Origin of the sequence: Aureimonas sp. AU20, from assembly GCF_001442755.1 — a bacterium.
Taxonomy (GTDB): domain Bacteria; phylum Pseudomonadota; class Alphaproteobacteria; order Rhizobiales; family Rhizobiaceae; genus Aureimonas.
This window is the reverse complement of the sequence record NZ_CP006367.1, coordinates 3,548,991-3,566,165: the sequence shown is the minus strand read 5'-3', so window position 1 is coordinate 3,566,165 and position 17,175 is coordinate 3,548,991. Positions and strand designations below refer to the sequence as shown.

Annotated in this window: 18 protein-coding genes; 8 read left to right on the top strand and 10 right to left on the bottom strand. The window is 67.4% G+C overall.

From position 1 onward, the window contains the following. Positions 1–160 precede the first annotated feature (160 nt). Positions 161–673, top strand: coding sequence for a hypothetical protein (locus tag M673_RS24305; protein WP_148640104.1), 513 nt, complete (start codon positions 161–163; stop codon positions 671–673). Between the two features lie 105 nt (positions 674–778). Here M673_RS24305 and yddG read toward each other — a convergent pair whose 3' ends face one another. The 3 genes from yddG to M673_RS16260 all read right to left on the bottom strand — a co-directional run bounded on the left by yddG (position 779) and on the right by M673_RS16260 (position 4,741). Further along, positions 779–1,657 (bottom strand): aromatic amino acid exporter YddG, encoded by an 879-nt coding sequence (gene yddG / locus M673_RS16270; RefSeq protein WP_061977189.1) that lies wholly within the window; start codon positions 1,655–1,657, stop codon positions 779–781. Positions 1,658–2,073: 416 nt separating this feature from the next. Continuing rightward, entirely contained in the window at positions 2,074–2,589 is a 516-nt protein-coding gene (locus M673_RS16265; protein ID WP_061977187.1) for a hypothetical protein, read from the bottom strand. A gap of 97 nt (positions 2,590–2,686) precedes the next feature. Continuing rightward, entirely contained in the window at positions 2,687–4,741 is a 2,055-nt protein-coding gene (locus M673_RS16260) for a M10 family metallopeptidase C-terminal domain-containing protein (protein WP_061977186.1), read from the bottom strand. Between the two features lie 213 nt (positions 4,742–4,954). On the opposite strand from M673_RS16260, the gene M673_RS16255 reads away from it, so the two are divergent. Beyond that, positions 4,955–5,788 carry a PhzF family phenazine biosynthesis protein gene (locus tag M673_RS16255; protein ID WP_061977184.1) on the top strand — a complete coding sequence of 278 codons (834 nt, stop codon included), beginning with the start codon at positions 4,955–4,957 and terminating at the stop codon, positions 5,786–5,788. Between the two features lie 52 nt (positions 5,789–5,840). On the opposite strand, the gene M673_RS16250 is transcribed toward M673_RS16255, so the two are convergent. Further along, entirely contained in the window at positions 5,841–6,617 is a 777-nt protein-coding gene (locus M673_RS16250) for a DUF3108 domain-containing protein (protein WP_061977182.1), read from the bottom strand. 305 nt (positions 6,618–6,922) lie between these two features. On the opposite strand from M673_RS16250, the gene rpmB reads away from it, so the two are divergent. Together rpmB and M673_RS16240 are read left to right on the top strand one after the other, a co-directional pair. Next, complete coding sequence (gene rpmB / locus M673_RS16245; RefSeq protein ID WP_061977180.1) at positions 6,923–7,222, top strand: 50S ribosomal protein L28; 300 nt, start codon at positions 6,923–6,925, stop codon at positions 7,220–7,222. Positions 7,223–7,409: 187 nt separating this feature from the next. Next, positions 7,410–8,102 (top strand): queuosine precursor transporter, encoded by a 693-nt coding sequence (locus M673_RS16240; protein ID WP_148640103.1) that lies wholly within the window; start codon positions 7,410–7,412, stop codon positions 8,100–8,102. Positions 8,103–8,125: 23 nt separating this feature from the next. Here M673_RS16240 and M673_RS16235 read toward each other — a convergent pair whose 3' ends face one another. The 4 genes from M673_RS16235 to M673_RS16220 form a co-directional block, all read right to left on the bottom strand. Continuing rightward, a complete protein-coding gene (locus M673_RS16235) occupies positions 8,126–9,151 on the bottom strand; it encodes an esterase-like activity of phytase family protein (RefSeq protein ID WP_061977178.1) in 1,026 nt (341 codons plus the stop codon). After that, on the bottom strand, positions 9,148–11,052 hold the full coding sequence (gene cobT, locus M673_RS16230; RefSeq protein ID WP_061977176.1) for a cobaltochelatase subunit CobT: 1,905 nt from the start codon (positions 11,050–11,052) through the stop codon (positions 9,148–9,150). The genes M673_RS16235 and cobT overlap by 4 nt, the downstream gene beginning before the upstream one ends. A gap of 4 nt (positions 11,053–11,056) precedes the next feature. Beyond that, the gene (gene cobS / locus M673_RS16225; protein ID WP_061977902.1) at positions 11,057–12,043 is read right to left on the bottom strand and encodes a cobaltochelatase subunit CobS; all 987 of its coding nucleotides are present in this window, start codon (positions 12,041–12,043) and stop codon (positions 11,057–11,059) included. A gap of 118 nt (positions 12,044–12,161) precedes the next feature. Next, positions 12,162–12,806, bottom strand: a complete 645-nt coding sequence (locus M673_RS16220; RefSeq protein WP_061977174.1) for a J domain-containing protein — start codon at positions 12,804–12,806, stop codon at positions 12,162–12,164. Positions 12,807–12,958: 152 nt separating this feature from the next. Between M673_RS16220 and M673_RS16215 the strand changes: the two genes are divergently transcribed. Continuing rightward, a complete protein-coding gene (locus M673_RS16215; protein ID WP_061977172.1) occupies positions 12,959–13,261 on the top strand; it encodes a BolA family protein in 303 nt (100 codons plus the stop codon). 9 nt (positions 13,262–13,270) lie between these two features. After that, on the top strand, positions 13,271–13,999 hold the full coding sequence (locus M673_RS16210; RefSeq protein WP_061977170.1) for a YoaK family protein: 729 nt from the start codon (positions 13,271–13,273) through the stop codon (positions 13,997–13,999). Positions 14,000–14,020: 21 nt separating this feature from the next. Here the strand turns inward: M673_RS16210 and aroB are convergent, their stop codons facing one another. After that, complete coding sequence (gene aroB, locus M673_RS16205; RefSeq protein ID WP_061977168.1) at positions 14,021–15,142, bottom strand: 3-dehydroquinate synthase; 1,122 nt, start codon at positions 15,140–15,142, stop codon at positions 14,021–14,023. Then, positions 15,139–15,750: a shikimate kinase gene (locus tag M673_RS16200; RefSeq protein ID WP_061977166.1), complete on the bottom strand. Its 612-nt coding sequence runs from the start codon at positions 15,748–15,750 to the stop codon at positions 15,139–15,141. The genes aroB and M673_RS16200 overlap by 4 nt, the downstream gene beginning before the upstream one ends. A gap of 234 nt (positions 15,751–15,984) precedes the next feature. Between M673_RS16200 and M673_RS16195 the strand changes: the two genes are divergently transcribed. Together M673_RS16195 and M673_RS16190 are read left to right on the top strand one after the other, a co-directional pair. Further along, complete coding sequence (locus M673_RS16195; protein ID WP_061977164.1) at positions 15,985–16,197, top strand: hypothetical protein; 213 nt, start codon at positions 15,985–15,987, stop codon at positions 16,195–16,197. Beyond that, positions 16,194–17,162 carry a site-specific tyrosine recombinase XerD gene (locus M673_RS16190; RefSeq protein WP_061977162.1) on the top strand — a complete coding sequence of 323 codons (969 nt, stop codon included), beginning with the start codon at positions 16,194–16,196 and terminating at the stop codon, positions 17,160–17,162. Before M673_RS16195 ends, M673_RS16190 begins: the two co-directional genes overlap by 4 nt. Positions 17,163–17,175: the final 13 nt, after the last annotated feature.

Below are 17,175 nucleotides of genomic sequence, written 5' to 3'. Positions count from 1 at the left end.
CGCCGAAGGATTTTTTGGTTAGACAGGTCTCATGAGGGATGATTTTACGCAGGCAACAGCTCAGCGTTTGGCCAAGCGCGTCGGGTTCAGGTGTTCGAATCCAGGCTGCCGCAAGCCAACGAGTGGTCCCGGAGCAGACGGCGGCACCATAAGTCTTGGCGTGGCTGCACACATCACCGCCGCTTCGCAGGGCGGTCCACGTTTCAACGAACACTTGACGACCGAAGGTCGGCGAGCGGGTGAGAACGGCATATGGCTTTGCCAGCAGTGCAGTCGACTCGTTGACGCGGATGACTCCGCCTTCGATGTCGCCGACCTGATCGAATGGAAGACGTTTGCTGAGGCAGCAGCAGCAGTAGAACTTCGAGGATACGTCGTTCGAAAGGGCCGGGACTTTGCGAGCTTGGAAGCGAAAATGCCGGAACTCATCGGCGAGAGGCGGACTGACATTCATTCTGAGCCGCTGACTAGAGAGATCATCGCCCTCTACAAATATATGATCTACAACCCTGGCCTAATTCCGTTCTTTTGCTATTACTACGAGGACCATGACGAGCTTCTTGCCAAACTCCAGATCTTCGAAAACTATGGCGCCATCTATGATGTAAGGCGGAACGATGTGCCCCGATGGAACTTCAGTGAGGACTTTGCGGAGTACCTACTAGGGCAGTAAACAGACTGCGCTGGAAATTGTGCTTCATATTTTCAAACGACGGTTTCTTCCACCCAAGGCGGCTTTTGGAGGAAGCTCTTTGCCGGACGAAGTTCGCCGTCCGCGCTATCCTGAAGGCTTGGCCATGAGGCGCCGGAACAGAGGTAGGGCGGCGAGGACGGCGCCGAGCGTGATGAGGCAGGCGGCGAGGGCCAGGGCGAGGGAGGGCTTGGCCTCGCCGAAGAGGATCAGCACCAGCGTCGAGAGAAGCGGCGCGGCGTAGCTGGCCGCGCCGAGCAGCTGGATATCGCCGCGCTTGACACCGTAGTCCCAGACATAGAAGGCCGCGCCGACCGGCAGGAGGCCGAGCAGGAGAATGGCGAGCCATTCGCTGGGGGAGGCCGGCCAGACCGTCGTCTCGAACATCCAGTGCGCAGGCAGGGACAAAAGCGCCGTCGCCGCGCAAAAGCCTGTTACCACGTCGCTCGGCACGTCGCGAAAGCGGCGCGAGAGCAGCGAATAGCTGGACCACGTAAGGGCGCAGAGCCCGGCCAGCGCATAGCCGAACCCATGGCTGCCCTCGAAGGACAGGCCGCCGCCCCGACCGGCGATGATGAGCCCCGCACCGCCAAGACCCAGGAGCGCGCCGACCAGATGGAACCAGCGCAGCTTCTCGCCCGGCAGCATGGCCGAACCCAGCACGATCAGGAGCGGCCAGAGATACGCGATGAGGCTCGCCTCGGCGGCCGGCGCGTTGCGTAGCGCCGCGAAGTAGAGCGCATGGTAGCCGAACAGGCCGGCAATGCCGAGGAGCCACACGCTTGGGGGCTGGCGAAACACGGCGAGCGGCACGCGCCGGACGCGCAGCGCGACGAGCCCGACCAGCGTTCCCAGCGCGAAGCACATGGCGTTGAGCTGGAGAGGCGGCACGGCCCCGCTCCGCGCCGTCAGAAGCGCCAGAAGCGACCACATGAGAATGGCCGAAAACCCCAGTGCCGTCGCCATCGCTCTCCCTCTTCGCAGCCCTCTCTGCGGGTAGCGAAGGGAAGGGGCGGGGTCAAACGGTTCGGCGGGCACTGGTCGATTTGCTCATGCTTGAGCCGCGTTTCGCGCTGCTGAGGCGGAGCGATCCAGGAACGGGAGAATGCGCAAAAAGGAGCTACAGTCGGCGGAGATGGCCACCGCCAGCTTGCTCAGAGCCCGTTTGGTAGCCGGCGCGCGGGAACGCGCGGACTCAAAGCGCCCGACAAAAGTCTCGTGCAGGCTGGCTAATCGGTTCTTTTCGCGGCCGACGCCGTCGCGAATGCTTGCCCATGCCAGGCGGCATTACTTGAGCTTTGCTCTTCGTCTCCGGACGGGAATCACTCGGCGGCTCTCCGCCGCCGAGTGATCAAACAGTCTCTCAGGCTTTCACATGCAGTTCAGTGCGCGAGCGCCTTTTCCAGCTCGGCCTTGCTCATCTTGGAGCGGTTGGGGATGTCGCGCTTCTTGGCTTCAGCATAGAGCTCGGCCTTGCTGCGATCGCCCGCCGCCTTGCCGCCCTTGTCGCGGTGCGCCGCCGTTTTCTCGGCCACGTCTTTGGGCTGGGCGGAGTGCTGCTTGCCCTTTTTCGTGTCGCGGCGCTTCTTGTCGCTCGTCTTCTTGTACTCGTCGTCCGAGAGCGCTTTGCGGGCTTCCTTCGGCAGATAGCGCTCGCCGGTCTCGCCGCTCTTCTTGCCGGACTTGGTGCCCCAGTCCTCTTCCTGCCATTGCTTCAGACTGTTGTCCTTGCGCTTCTCGCCCTTGAAGCCGCCGCCCTCGCGCTCGTATTCGGCGGTCGCCATCTGCGCCTTGCGGGCGGACCATTGGCCGGGCTTGCCGCCCTTGGCGCCCTTCGTGACCTTTTCCTTGACCTTCTCCCAAAGCTTGGGGTCGGTATGCTCAGCCGTGGTGGACATGGGGGTCTCCCGAGTGTCGGTGGTTCCTTGGCCACCCAACGGTCTCGGTGTTTCCCGGATGCGCGGCGCGGCGGCGTGTCGCAGCCGCGCCTGGACGTCAGGAGATCATGGCGCTGAAGTCGGCGATCCCGCGGCCTTCATAGATGCCGCTGGCGAGATAGTGGTCCATCGGGTTGATGCCCGCGAGCGCCACGTCCGTGTTCTTGGAGAGATAGTCCGCCGTGTGGAAGGCGGCGGCGGGGTCGCGCCCTTCGCGCCAGCCGCTCGCGTTGTAATGGGCGAGCGGGTCGACATGCGCGGCGGCGACGTCGGGATTGGTCTTCAGGTAGAAGCGCGTGTCGAACAAGGCGTTGGGCTTGCGCCCTTCGAGGTAGCCGCTCGTGGTGTAGTGCTGACGAGGGTCCACATGGGCGGCGGCGACGTCCGGGTTGGCAAAGAGATAATAGGTCGCGTCGAACCCGTCCGCGCCCAACCCGTCGCCGATCATCTTGTAGCTCGCCCGCCCTTCGGCCTTCCCCGCCAGGAGGAAGTGCTCGAGCGCACCCATGCCGGAGGCCGCGACGTCCGGGTTGAATTTGAGATAGAGCTTGACGTCGAAAGCGAGCGAGGGATCGCGCCCTTCCTTCTGGCCGAAGGCGGCGAAATGCCGGAGCGGATCGGCCCCCGCCGCCGCCACGTCGCGATTGGCCGCGAGATAGCCCGACACGCTGAAATAGGCGTTGGGATCGCGCCCCTCGCGCGCGCCGTAACTTTGGAAATGGGCGAGCGCGTCCGAGCCCGAGGCGTAAACGTCGCGCTGGGTCTTCAGGTAGAAGAACGGATCGAACAGCGGCTGGCTGGCGTCGAGCCGCACCGCGCCGTCGGAAAACTCGAAGCGCTCCACGGACTGAGCCCGATCCGTCGCCCCGTTCTCGTGCAGGATAACCGTCGCGTTCATCGCCAGCTGATGCACGTAGCTGGCGAGGGTGCCCGAGAACACCGCCGTGTCCATGCCCGCGCCGCCGTCCAGCGTGTCGTTCCCGCCGCCGCCGATCAGGATGTCGTTGCCGGCGTTGCCGCGTAGGACGTTGTCGGCCGCGTTGCCGATGATCCGATCGTCCCCCGCGCCGCCGAGCGCGTTTTCGATCACGACCCCGCGCGCGATCGAGACATTGGCGACGAGACCGCCGACATTCGAGAAGGAGCCGTCACGCAGGTCGATCACCTGATTCTGCGTGTAGAGCGAAAAGTCGAACGTGTCCTGCCCGCCCGCGTCCCAGACCGAGAAGACCAACTTCGAGCTGGCGCTCGCGGCCGAGAAGAAGTCGCGCCCCGTGTTGGAATGGAAGCCGTAGGTGTCGTTGCCCGTGCGGGTGTTCATGTTGGCGCCGTAGAGGCGCTGAATGGCGCTGATGTCGTCCATCATCGGCGAGGAGGGATCGGCGCCGCCGAAATTGGCGCCCGTCTCCATCTCCGACCAGTAGCTCATGATCGTGTACTGGCCGGAATCCTCGTAATACACCGCGCTCGAGGCATAGGTCGGGGTGCCGGTGCCGACATTGTAGTCGCCGGGATGGGCGAGGCCGAGCGCGTGGCCGATCTCGTGCGTCAGCACGTAGCGCCCGAAGGCCAGATTTTCCGGGCTGGTGTTGTAGCCATAGGACGAGTTGTACCAGCCGTCGCCGTCGAGATTGGACTTGCCGGCGTTGGCGGGGAGATACGTAAAGGCCGCAGCCCCCGCCATGCCGCTGCTATAGTTGCCGAACAGGATCTGCGCGCTGTCGGCCGCGCCCGCCTTCGTCGCCGCGCCTGCGCTGACATGCTTGAACGTCAGGTTGGCGACATCGGCCCACGACTGGAGCGCGATCTCGGCCTGGGCGGCCTGTTGCGGCGTGAAGGCGGAGAAGCCGCTCGTGTCGCCCGGCATCTGGCTCGGCGCCACGGTGCGAAAGTCGTAGGTGAGGTTGGCCGCCTTTCCGAGGGCGCCCGCGCCTTGGCCGTTCCATGTCAAGTCGTAGCGGCCGATCTGCGCACCGGCCGCGTCCGATGCCAGCGACGGCTTGCCATTGGAGGCGGTGCCGCCGCGATCGGCATTTCCGAGCGCCTGAAACGAGAGATCGCCGGCGAGAGCGCCGGACGCCTGATGGAGAAGATTGCCGCACAGGACGCACATGCTCGTCGTTTCGCCTTCCGAATGGATCGGCCGATGGGGAGCACGGCCTCTAGGTTGCGCTCATCCTACGCTTAGCTCCCCTGCGCCAGCGTGACCATGCGGGTTCGTTCCATTGCCCCTTCGCTTTGAGCGTGTGGAATGGGGCCCGATGGCTGCCGCCTGCGACAAGATGCGATAGTCTTCCCTCATCATCTAACGAATCGGGAATCGGCCATGCAACGGCGTTTCATCCAGTGCGACGTGTTTTCTCACCTGCCCACGCGGGGCAACGGCCTTGCCGTGGTGCTGGATGGGGAGGGCCTGTCGGACGAGGCGATGCAGCGTTTCGCGGTCTGGACCAATCTGGCCGAGACGACCTTCCTTCTTCCACCGACCGACGCCGAAGCCGACTATCGCGTGCGCATCTTCACCACGAGTCGCGAACTGCCGTTCGCCGGCCATCCGACGCTCGGCAGCTGCATGAGCTGGCTTCACGCGGGAGGTCGGCCCAGGACACCCGGCGTGGTTCGGCAGGAATGCGCTGTCGGGTTGATCGAGATCGACGTTTCGGGCGAGCGGCCGGCCTTCGTCGCGCCGCCGACCCGCGTCGAGCCGCTGGACGCCGCGCGGCTGGACTCGGCCGTGAAGGCCCTGCGCATCGACCCCGCCGATGTCCTGCGCTCGGCGCTTCTGACCAACGGCCCGGTCTGGGAGTTCCTGGAGCTGCGCGATGCCGCCGCCGTTCTCGCCGCCGACGCCACCGGCGCGAGCTTCCCCGAGGAGCGGGCGATCGGCCTTCTCGGCGCCCACCCGGCGGGCAGCGAGGCCGATGTCGAGGTGCGCATGATCGACATCTGGCACGGCATCAAGGAGGACCCGATCACCGGCTCGCTCAACGCCGCCATCGCCTGCTGGCTTCAGGCGGAGGGCCGGCTGGACGCGCCCTATGTCGCCGCGCAGGGAACGCGCATCGGCCGGCACGGCCGCGTCCATGTAAGCCCGCGCGGATCGGACGTGATGATCGGCGGCGACGTGCGGATCCTGATCGAAGGCACGCTGGAATTCTGAGAACTCGGGACGAGACCCGGCCAGCCCAGCCTGGCAGGTTTTGTCCCGGCTTCTAAGGCTTGGCGAATCGCGTGGCCGTCAGCGTCAGCGGCCCGACCTGCGTCGGGATGCGGACATAGACGGGGGCGTAGATGCCGCTGTCCCGCACCTCGGCGAACCAGAGTTGGATCGTGCGATCGCGCAGGTATTTCAGCCCGTTGGACGAGGTGCGATAGCCCGACACGGGCCGGATGCGGGCGTTGCAGGCGATGGCCTTGCCGGTGAACCCGTCGGCCGTGAAATCCTGCGCGCCGTCGCCGGGCGACAGAACGAGGTCGAGGCGGGACCAGCCGTCGTAGAAGGGCGCGGTCTGCCGGCAAACCGAGGCCGGATCGCTGCCCGGCTTCAGCATCAGCCCGCCCAGCGGATCGACCGCGTTGGCAAGCTGCGCGGGCTTGACCGGAATGAAGTCCGAGGGCGGCGGGGAGGGCGCGGGCGGCGCGACCTCTGAGGACAGGGCGCGCCCGCCGGAAAAGCGCACGTCGGCGCGCCAGGACTTCTTGTCGCTCGTGTATTGCAGGCGGTAGCGCTCGGCCAGGAGCCGGTCGGGCCGGATGCGGCCCGAGACCGAACTCGTGCCACGCGTGGATGAGACAAGTTCCGCAAGGCCCGCCGAAGACAGGGTGCCCGACACGCTGTAGCGAGTCGGCGACAGGCGGGTTTCGAAATGGGCGCGGCCAACCGGCAGGCCGATCAGGGAAATGCGATAATCCGTCTGGAGCACGTCGTCCGCCCGCGCCGGCAAGGCGGCGAGAAGCGCGATCAGAAACAAGGCGAGTCGTGGCAGCATGAAGGGTCCTTGGGCTGAGCGGCCTTCTTGGCCGGGGGCTCCTGGGCAGGGGCTTCGGCCAGTGTCGATCAGGGAAGCGCCCCGGTCTTCTCACAACGAGGAGAGGAGGCGCGGTAGGCGGGCGAGGGGAGAAGAGCAGGAAGGTCAATCCATTGCACCGCTTTATGGCGGCGGGTTGACGCGGCGGCGTCCCGCGACTATAGGAACCCTCGATTTTCCGATCATGCCATGGGGTCGATGATCGCGCTGCCGTCCGGCGGCGGCGCGCCCCGCAAGGCCGTATCGATTGTTTGAAAGGTGATCCCATGTCGCGCGCTTGCGAACTGACCGGCAAGGCCGTCCTGACCGGTAACAATGTCAGCCACGCGAACAACAAGACGCGTCGTCGCTTCCTGCCGAACCTGTGCCAGGTCACGCTGATCTCCGACGCGCTCGGCCAGCGTTTCCGCCTCCGCGTTTCGGCCCATGCCCTGCGCTCGGTCGAGCATCGCGGCGGTCTCGACGCCTTCCTGGCCAAGGCCAACGAGCTCGAGCTGTCGCACCGCGCCCGTCTTCTCAAGCGCCAGATCGCCAAGAAGATCGCCAGCGAAGTGCAGGCCGCCTAAGGTTTCGATCCTAAGGGATCGTTCGGAAAGCGCCATCGTCCGCGATGGCGCTTTTGCCGTTTAGAGGGGACGTTTCTCTTATTTGAGAGCATCGCGTCCCGCCGCCGCCCGCCGTCCCGGCTTCGTCCGGGGCTCCCCGATCCGATCGCTGGTGCCATACCCCAGCCTAAAAAAATGGACCAAAGCCGTGAATCCTTCGCGCCGCTACGTGCTGCCGGTGATCGCCATGACGATCATCGTGCTCTTTTCCAACGTCTCCGTGCAGTTCCCCGTGCAGGGGCAGGTCGGGCCGCTTCAGCTGGCTGATCTCCTGACCTGGGGCGCCTTCGTCTATCCCTTCGCCTTCATCGTGACGGACGTGAACAACCGGCTCTATGGCCCGTCCATGGCGCGCCGCGTGGTCTATCTCGGCTTTCTCATGGCCGTCGTCAGTTCGGTCTTGTTTCCGCCGATTCTCTATCGGCTCGGCCTCGTACCCTTCGAAACGGAGGCGGGTCGTATCCTCCGCATTGCGCTGGCCAGCGGCACGGCCTTCCTGATGGCGCAGCTTCTCGACATTCTCGTCTTCAACCGCCTGCGTCGGCTGTCGTGGTGGAAGGCGCCGCTCGCCAGCGGCATTCTCGGCACGGTGCTGGACACGCTGACCTTCTTCACGCTCGCCTTCGCGCCGCTCTTCGTCTTCCTCGGGCCGAACGACGCCTTCTCGCTGGAGCACGCGCCGCTCTTCGGGCTTCTGTCGGTGGACGCGCCGCGCTGGCTCTCCTGGGCGCTGGGCGATTTCGGCGTGAAGCTCGCGATCGCCGTGTTCGGCCTCGTGCCGTACCGCGTGGTGATCAACAGCGTCCTGCCCTATCGCGACGCCGCGCCCGCCACGGCCTGATGCATGAGTGAAGCCGGGCGCGTTCAGCGCGTCCGGCCCTCATTCGGCAAGCTCGCCTCGCCGCTCTCGCGCAGGTGAAATTCCAGGTAGAGATTGCGCTGGAAGAATGAGCCGTTGTCGTCCGACACGAGGCTGAGGATCGTCTCGCCCGCCGCGTTGGTCCAGACGTCGAGCCCTTCCATATTGTCGATCTCGTTGCCGAAATCGGCTTCCATGATGACCGGCCCGTCCGCCAGCGCTCCAGGGCGGATCATTTCGGACGCGATGCGCCTGATGCGCATGCCGATGCGCCCGAAGCCCTCGTAGCGCCGCTCCAGGAGCAGGAAGTCGCCATTCGCCAGGAAGGCGCCGTCGGTCGCCGACCAGACCGCGTCCTTTCGCACCGTGAACAGGCCCTTCGTCCCCAGCCCCAGGATCGCCGCAAGGAGATTTCCTTCAGCATCGACCGACTGTTCCGCCACGATGATGGCCGCGCCCTTCAGGGGCGAGGAGCGGGGCGAGACGGCGATCGTCTCCAGCCCGCCATTGGAGCGCAGCTCGCGCTTCGGGATCGGCAGGGGAACGGGCGTGCCGCGCTCCGGGCGGTCGGCGTCGAAGCGCTCGATCCGTGCGTCACGCTCGAAGGAAACGAGGGCGTGATCGCCGTCCAGCGCCAGGCCTTCGGCGTCGGCATCGCCCTTGCGCGCGGAAGGGCGGCCTAGACGATCGAGGATCGGGGCCATCTCGGCATCCTCGATGCCGATCGGCCGGCCTTCCCCGTCGCGCCGGATCGCGCCGCGAAACCAGAAGCCGGTGTCGGTGACCGCGAGAAAGCGCTGCCCGCCCTCGCGCATTCGGATGGCCGAAACGCCTTCCAGCCGTCGGTCGCTCGAGCGGTAGCTGAAGCCGCCGAGATAATCGAGTTGGCCGAAGCGCGTCTCGGGCGAGCCGATGCGGAACTGGGGGATCGGGTTGGCCGTGACGTTCGTTGGCCCTGCCGCCGCGCCGGCGGGGCCGAGCGGCAGGAGAAGCAGAAGAGCCGCGGCGGCGCGAAGCCGCGCGCGCTTCACCTGCGGCCGGCGGCGCGCCGTCGCCCGGTCGGCATCGCCCCCTCGTCCTCGAACAGGGCGGCGAGCTGCTCGGTCATCGCGCCGGCCAGTTCCTCGGCGTCCGAGATCGTGACGGCGCGGCGGTAGTAGCGCGTCACGTCGTGGCCGATGCCGATGGCGAGCAGTTCCACCGGCGAGCGGGTCTCGATCTCTTCGATCACCGCGCGCAGGTGCCGCTCCAGATAATTGCCGGGGTTCACCGAGAGCGTGGAATCGTCCACCGGCGCGCCGTCCGAGATCATCATCAGGATACGCCGCTGCTCCGGCCGTCCGAGCAGGCGGTTGTGCGCCCAGATCAGCGCCTCGCCGTCGATATTCTCCTTGAGCAGCCCTTCGCGCATCATCAGGCCGAGATTGCGCCGGGCACGCCGCCAGGGCGCGTCGGCCGACTTATAGACGATGTGCCGCAAGTCGTTGAGCCGGCCCGGCCGCTGCGGCTTGCCGGCCTTCAGCCACGCCTCGCGCGACTGGCCGCCCTTCCAGGCCCGCGTCGTGAAACCCAGCACCTCGACCTTCACGCCGCAGCGCTCCAGCGTGCGGGCCAGGATGTCGGCGCAGGTGGCGGCGACCGTGATCGGCCGCCCGCGCATCGAGCCGGAATTGTCGATGAGGAGCGTCACGATCGTGTCGCGGAAGTCGGTGTCGCGCTCCATCTTGAAGGAGAGCGGCTGCAGCGGATCGGTGACGAGGCGCGTCAGGCGCGCGGTGTCGAGATAGCCCTCTTCGAGGTCGAAGTCCCAAGAACGGTTCTGCTGCGCCATGAGGCGGCGCTGCAGCCGGTTGGCCAGCCGCCCGACCGCGCCCTGAAGCGAGGCGAGCTGCTTGTCGAGGAAGGAGCGCAGCCGGTCGAGCTCGGCCTCGTCGCAAAGCTCCTCGGCGCCCACGGTCTCGTCGAAGCTCTCGTCGAACACCTGATAGTCGGTGTCTCCGACGTCGCGCGGCAGGGCTTGGTTCGGCCGGCGCGACTCGCCGGGCGTCTCGGAATCGACGTCCTCCTCTTCGGTCGGCTCGTCGCTGGTCTGCTCGGAGGTCTCGGCCTCGCTGGCGTCCTCGCTTTCGGCCTCGCCCTCGGCTTCCTGCGGCTCGGCCTCGTCCTGGCCGGCTTCCTTCTCGGCGCCGCTGTCCTCTTGGTCGCGGGACTGGTTGTCGCCGGCCTCCTCGGGCGTCTCCTCGTCGGATTCGTCCGCCTCGTCCGCCAACTCCTCGGCCATCTCCATGGAGACGAGCATGTCGCGCAGCGCGCGCGCGAAGAGGCGCTGGTCCTCGATCGTCTCGCCCAGCCGCTCGAACTTGGCGCCGGCCTTCTCGTCGATCCAGTCGCGCCAGACATCGACGATCGCCCGCGCGCTGGCCGGCACGGGGCGCCCGGTCAGGTGCTCGCGTACCAGAAGCGCCACGGCGTCCTCCAGTGGCGCCTCGGCGCGGTCCGTCACCTCGGAGAGGTTGGTGCGAAGATACTTGTCCTCCAGCATGGAGGCCAGATTGTCTGCAACGCCCGGCATGGCGTTGGCGCCGATCGCTTCGCACCGCGCCTGCTCGACCGCGTCGAACACGGCCCGCGCGCCGCGCCCGTCGGGCGAAAGCGTGGCGTGGATGCGCGCGTCGTGGCGCGCCTTGCGCAGGGCCATCGCGTCGGACAGGCCGCGCACCACGGCCACCTCGGTCTGGCCGGCGCGCTTGGGCAGTTCGGGCAGGCGCGCACGCTCGCCCGTCAGGCCCGGCCGCTCGTTGCCATAGGTGACCTCGAGCTCGGCATCGCCCGAGATGGCGCGCATGCAGCCTGCCACGGCCCGGCGGAAAGGCTCGCGGTCCGGCGTCTTGGGGCGCTGCCCCTTGGCGGAATTGTCTCCGGGGCGCGCCATGGGATCAGTCGAGCACCAGGTTGGCGGCCGATTCCGGCAGGTCCTCGCCGAAGGCGCGCTGGTAGAACTCGGCCACGAGCGGCCGCTCCAGATCGTCGCACTTGTTGAGGAAGGTCAGCCGGAAGGCGAAGCCGATATCACCGAAGATCTCGGCATTCTCGGCCCAGGTGATGACCGTGCGCGGGCTCATCACGGTGGAGAGATCGCCGTTGCGGAAGGCCGAGCGCGTGAGATCGGCGACGCGCACCATCTTCGAGACCTGCCCGCGACCCTTATCGGTCTGGAAATGCTTGGCCTTGGCCAGGACGATGCCGACCTCGTTGTCGTGCGGCAGGTAGTTCAGGACGGTGACGATGGACCAGCGGTCCATTTGCGCCTGATTGATCTGCTGCGTGCCGTGGTAGAGGCCGGTCGTGTCGCCGAGGCCCACCGTGTTGGCGGTGGCGAAGAGGCGGAATGCGGGGTGCGGCCGGATGACGCGCGCCTGATCGAGCAGCGTCAGGCGGCCCGAGGATTCCAGAACGCGCTGGATCACGAACATGACGTCCGGCCGTCCGGCGTCGTATTCGTCGAACACCAGCGCGACATTGTTCTGGTAGGCCCACGGCAGGATGCCGTCGCGGAACTCGGTGACCTGCTTGCCCTCGCGAACCGTGATCGCGTCCTTGCCGACGAGATCGATGCGCGAGACGTGGCTGTCGAGGTTGACGCGCACGCAGGGCCAGTTCAGCCGCGCCGCCACCTGCTCGATATGGGTCGACTTGCCCGTGCCGTGCGAGCCCGAGACCATGACGCGCCGGTTCTTGGCGAAGCCCGCCAGGATCGCCAGCGTCGTCTGCTTGTCGAACAGGTAGTCCGGGTCGATCTCGGGAACGTGCGGGTCGAACTTGCTGAAACCGGGCACCTTCAGGTCGCTCTCGAAACCGAAGGTCTCGCGGACGGAGATCATGGCGTCGGGGAGGTTCGCCACTTCCAGTTCCGCTGCACTCATCATACCTCCAACGGCGCTGCGAACCCGTTGCGGGCGAGGCGCCACCACTGTCATCATCGGTTTCGGGACGGGACCCGGGCGGAGCGAACGCGGACCGGGCGGTCCGATTCGACCCGGATTAACAGAAGCCCGACTGCTTCAAAAGCTTGTAGGCCTGAATCACTTCGCGCAGGCGGTCTTCCGAGCTTCGGTCGCCGGCGTTGGAATCGGGGTGGTACTGCTTCACCAGCGCTTTGTACTGGACGCGGATCGCCTCGGCGCCGGCATTGTGCGGCACGCCCAAGGTCTCCAGCGCCTTGGTCTCCAGCGTGCGCGGCTTGCGCGCGGGCGCCACCGGCGCCTTGGCAGCGCCGGCCCCGGCCTCTTCGAACAGGTTGAACCGGTCCTGCACCTTGGCATTGAAGCGGCGTGGGCGCCCGCTCGGCCTGGTGGAGGGCATGGCCGAGGCCGCGCGCGGGCCGGCCGAGCTGTTGGTGCCCATCGGGGTGGTCGGCCGGTGGCCGGTCAGCGAGTCCTTCAGATACTTCTGGATGTCGTCGTCGCCGAGACCCGAAAAGTAGTTGTAGGACTTGTTGTAGAGCCGCACGTGATCGACGCAAAAATTGAGGTACTGGCCCTCGTGGTCGCGCCCGCGCGGCGCCTTGTGGGTGCCGGGCTGGTCGCAGCCCTCCCACATGCATTCGGGCGCGCGAACCTTCTCGGCAGCCTTCTTGCCGGCGGGTTTGACGCGAATCTGGTCGAAGAGTTTGTTGTCGAGTGTCATCACGGCCGGATTATGGGGCCCCGCAGGGACGCGAACAAGAATTGACAGACGCGAAAACCCGTCCACAACAGGCCCGCAATCCCGAAGGCTCGCGGGCGTGTCGATCCGGGCGTCGGATCACCCGCCCGTTTCAACAATTGTGAGGCGCGATCATGACCATCCAGGCCAGTATCGAAACCAAGCTGCGCGAGGCTTTCTCGCCCGAAACCCTGGCCGTGGTCAACGAGAGCCATCTCCATGCCGGCCATCACCACGGCGGAAGCGACCATCATGGCGGCTTCGACGGCACGGGCGAGACGCATTTCCGGGTGCGCATCGTGTCGCAGCGCTTCGCCGGCCAGAGCCGCGTCGAGCGCCACCGCGCGGTAAACACCGCGCTGGCCGTAGAGCTGGCCGGCGGCGTCCACGCGCTCGCCATCGAGGCGTCCGCCCCCGGCGAACCCACGCGCCGGTAAGCGCTGGAGATGCGCACGCGGCTTCGCCGGCGCAACCGGCTTCGCTTCGCCGCCGGGCTCCTGTTCGCGGCGAGCCTCAGCTTCCTGGCGGGGCTGACCGACGTCGTCGGCTTCATCCTGGCCGGCGACTTCGTGTCCTTCATGAGCGGCAACACGACGCGGCTCGCCATCGCCCTCTCGACCGGCGACGGCTCGGGCGTCCTGCGCCTGGCGCTCGTGGTTGCGACTTTCGTGGCCGGCAATGCATTCGGCGTTCTGTTCATGCGCTGGACCAAAGGCAGCCAGCCGGCGCTTCTCTCGCTCGTCGGCATCCTGGCGCTGGTGCCGCTTCTGTTCGGCGAGCCCTCGCACGGCGTCACCGCGCTGGTCTTCGCCATGGGCGCGCTCAACGCGGCCCTCGAAGAGGTTGAGGGGCAGCCACTCGGCGTGACCTATGTGTCCGGCGCCCTGTCGCGCTTTGGCCGGGGGCTCGGGCGCTTTCTGATCGGGCACCACGCGAGGGGATGGTGGGTGCAGATCGTGCCCTGGGTCGGCATGGTGGCGGGCGCGCTCACCGGCGCGCTTCTCACCCATCGCTGGGGCGGGGCGGCGGTGTTCGCCGTGGCGGGGCTCGCCTTGATCCTCGCACTCGTCGGCTTTCTCGTGCCGCCGGGCTGGCGCCGCGTCTGGCTCGCCCGCAAGCCGTTCCGTCGCAAGGCCGAGCCGCGCGGGGCGAACGCGGCGAGCGAGCCGATCTAGACCGTTGTTCCCGGAGTGGCTTTAAGCTGCGAGTTCCGCTTCCAGGAAGCGGGCGACCTCGGCGGGGTCGACGTCGCGCGCCACGAAGGAGCGGCCGATGCCGCGCGTCAGGATGAAGGTCAGCGCGCCGCGCACGACCTTCTTGTCCTGCGCAATCTTGCCCATCAGCGCGTCCGGCCCGAAGGCGGGGCCGGGAATGTCCTGAATGCGGGTCGGCAGGCCGGCGGAGCGCAGATGCGCCACGGCCCGCTCGGCATCCTGGCCGGGGCAGAGGCCCTGGCGCACGGAAAAGCGATGCGCGAGCGCCATGCCGATCGACACGGCCTCGCCATGCACCAGCCGCTCGGCATCGTAGCGCGCCACCGATTCCAAGGCATGGCCGAACGTGTGGCCGAGATTGAGCAGAGCCCGGGCGCCGTCCTCCCGCTCGTCGCCGGCCACGACCTCGGCCTTGGCGCGGCAGCTCGCGGCGATCGCCTCGGCCCGCTCCGGCCCGCCGGCGAAGATCGCGCCGCGCTTCTCCTCCAGCCAGTGGAAGAAGTCCGGCCGGTCGATCAGGCCGTATTTCACCACCTCGGCATAGCCGGCGGCGAACTCGCGCGGGATCAGCGTTTCCAGAACGTCGGTGTCGGCGATCACCAGCGCCGGCTGGTGGAACACGCCGACGAGATTCTTGCCGCGCGGGGAGTTGATGCCGGTCTTGCCGCCGACGGAGGAATCGACCTGAGCCAGAAGCGAAGTCGGCACCTGCACGAAGCGCATGCCGCGCCGCGCGACGCCGGCCGCAAAGCCCGCCAGATCGCCCACCACGCCGCCGCCGAACGCGGCCACGACGTCGCCCCGCTCCAGCCGCTCTTCCAGGATGCGGTCCACCACCGCCTCGAAATGGCGGAAGCTCTTGGTGGGCTCGCCCGAGGGCAGGCGCATCGTGGCGTGGCCGAGGCCGGCGCGGTCGAGAGAGGCGCGCAGCGCCTCGCCATGCAGATCGTCCACCCGCTCGTCGGCCACGATCAGGAGCCGCGCGCCGGGCAGGCGGCGGGCGATCTCGGCGCCCGCCTCGGCCAGGAGGCTCGAGCCGATCAGGATGTCGTAGGACCGCTCGCCCAGTTCGACGCGAACGCTCTGGCGGGTCTCGTCGGTCATGACGCGGCTTTCTTCTGTCCGGGCTTGCGCTGGTCCGGCCTGTGGCCCGGTCGGCGCATGAGCGACTGGATGATCTCGCGCGCGATCGTGTCGCGCTTTCCGTTGCGGGAGTGGATGTGGATGTCGGCCGTGCGATAAACGGGATAGCGCACGTCCATCAGGCTCTTCATTGTGGCGCGCGGATCGGCCGTCTTCAGGAGCGGGCGCGTCGGGCGCTTGAGAACGCGCTCCATCAGCGTGTCGAGATCGGCCTTGAGCCAGACCGTGATCGAGCGCTCCTTCAGGATGCGCCGCGTGTCCTCGTTCATGAAGGCGCCGCCGCCGGTGGCGATGACGCGCGGCGCGCCTTCCGTCAGCCGCGCGACAACCCGCGCTTCCAGCGCGCGGAACTCCGGCTCGCCATAGGCGGCGAAGAGCTCGGCCACGCTCATGCGCGCCGCTTCCTCGATTTCCTGGTCGGTGTCGGCGAAGGGCAGGTCGAGCAGCGCGGCCAGCCGCTTGCCGACTGTGGTCTTGCCCGCGCCCATGAGGCCGACGAGCACCACCGAGCGCCCGTTCAACCGGGCGACGGCGTCATGATGCAAAGGCTCGTGGTCGGCACCGGTCATGGAACGAAAGCTTCAAAAATGCTTGTAAAGCGATGGTCTGAGACCAGAAAACCCCAATGCCGTCAAGCGAACCGGACGGTTCGGCGGACGGCGAACCCGGCAGCCGCCCGCCCGTCCACGGGAAGCTTGCGAGAAAACGCCTGTCGCTGTTTCGCGCCAACCTCTAGATAGGCGCGGGGGACGAGACGCGGCGTCGCTCGCGAGACGGCCGCGAAAGGGAAGCCAAGCCGACACATGCCGACACTCACCCGTCTTCTCCTGGTTCTCGCCCTTCTGGCGGGGGCGGTTCTTTCCGTCATGTGGGCGCTCGTGACCTTTGTCCGGCCCGAGATCGGACCCATCACGATGCCCGTGCCGATTCCCGCCCTTCAGGAGAAGCGGCCGGCCGCGCCGCCCCCGGCCGCGCAACCCGCGCCCGAGGCGGCGCCTGGGGAGGGCCTTCGATGAGCGGTGGCACGCTGGACGGAGCGCGGATCGAGAGCTTTCTGGAAATGATGGCGGTGGAACGGGGCGCGGCGGAGAACACGCTCCAGGCCTATCGCCGCGATCTCGACCACGCGCGCGAGTTCGTTGTGGGGGAGGGCATGAGCCTCTGCGCGGCCACCACGGAGGCGATTCGCCACTATATCGACCAGCTCGACGAGGAGGGTTTCGCGCCCTCCAGCTTGTCGCGCCGCCTCAGCGCGCTGCGCCAGTTCTTCAAGTTTCTCTATGCCGAGAGCATCCGGCCGGACGACCCGACCTCGCCGATCGAGGGCGCGCGCAAGGCGAGAAGCTTGCCCAAGATCCTGTCCGAGGCGGAGGTCGACGCTCTGATCGGCCAGGCGGAGCGGGACGCGGCCGATCCCAAGCTCAGCAACGCAGCGCTCGCGCGGGCGCTGCGCATGCATGCGCTGGTGGAGCTTCTCTACGCCACGGGGCTTCGCGTGTCCGAGCTCGTGTCGCTGCCGCGCGCCGTCCTGCGCTCGCGCCAGCGGCTGATCGTGGTGCGCGGCAAGGGCAACAAGGAGCGCATGGTGCCCGTCGGCGAGCGGGCGCGCGATGCGCTCCAGCGCTTCGGCGCGGCCTTGAAGGCGCTGCCGGGCGCCGGGGGGGAGGGGGCGCCGGACAGTCCCTGGCTGTTTCCGGCCTTGTCGGAAAGCGGCCACCTGACGCGCCAGAGCTTCGCCAGGGACCTGAAGCTCCTGTCGCTCCGCGCCGGCATCGCCCCGGCCCGCGTCTCGCCGCATGTGCTGCGCCACGCCTTCGCCAGCCATCTCCTGCAGAACGGGGCCGATCTGCGCGCCGTGCAGGAGCTTCTGGGCCATGCCGACATCGGCACGACGCAGATCTACACCCATGTTCTGGAAGAGCGCCTGATGCGCCTCGTCACCGACCACCACCCGCTCTCGGCCCTGGCGGCGGAGGAATAGGCGCCGGCCCGGC

Coding starts and splice junctions, on each gene's coding strand:
- yddG (WP_061977189.1), bottom strand. CDS start 1,657: ATGGCGACGGCACTGGGGTTTTCGGCCATTCTCATGTGGTCGCTTCTG.
- M673_RS16265 (WP_061977187.1), bottom strand. CDS start 2,589: ATGTCCACCACGGCTGAGCATACCGACCCCAAGCTTTGGGAGAAGGTC.
- M673_RS16260 (WP_061977186.1), bottom strand. CDS start 4,741: ATGTGCGTCCTGTGCGGCAATCTTCTCCATCAGGCGTCCGGCGCTCTC.
- M673_RS16255 (WP_061977184.1), top strand. CDS start 4,955: ATGCAACGGCGTTTCATCCAGTGCGACGTGTTTTCTCACCTGCCCACG.
- M673_RS16250 (WP_061977182.1), bottom strand. CDS start 6,617: ATGCTGCCACGACTCGCCTTGTTTCTGATCGCGCTTCTCGCCGCCTTG.
- rpmB (WP_061977180.1), top strand. CDS start 6,923: ATGTCGCGCGCTTGCGAACTGACCGGCAAGGCCGTCCTGACCGGTAAC.
- cobT (WP_061977176.1), bottom strand. CDS start 11,052: ATGGCGCGCCCCGGAGACAATTCCGCCAAGGGGCAGCGCCCCAAGACG.
- cobS (WP_061977902.1), bottom strand. CDS start 12,043: ATGAGTGCAGCGGAACTGGAAGTGGCGAACCTCCCCGACGCCATGATC.
- M673_RS16220 (WP_061977174.1), bottom strand. CDS start 12,806: ATGACACTCGACAACAAACTCTTCGACCAGATTCGCGTCAAACCCGCC.
- M673_RS16215 (WP_061977172.1), top strand. CDS start 12,959: ATGACCATCCAGGCCAGTATCGAAACCAAGCTGCGCGAGGCTTTCTCG.
- M673_RS16210 (WP_061977170.1), top strand. CDS start 13,271: ATGCGCACGCGGCTTCGCCGGCGCAACCGGCTTCGCTTCGCCGCCGGG.
- aroB (WP_061977168.1), bottom strand. CDS start 15,142: ATGACCGACGAGACCCGCCAGAGCGTTCGCGTCGAACTGGGCGAGCGG.
- M673_RS16200 (WP_061977166.1), bottom strand. CDS start 15,750: ATGACCGGTGCCGACCACGAGCCTTTGCATCATGACGCCGTCGCCCGG.
- M673_RS16195 (WP_061977164.1), top strand. CDS start 15,985: ATGCCGACACTCACCCGTCTTCTCCTGGTTCTCGCCCTTCTGGCGGGG.
- M673_RS16190 (WP_061977162.1), top strand. CDS start 16,194: ATGAGCGGTGGCACGCTGGACGGAGCGCGGATCGAGAGCTTTCTGGAA.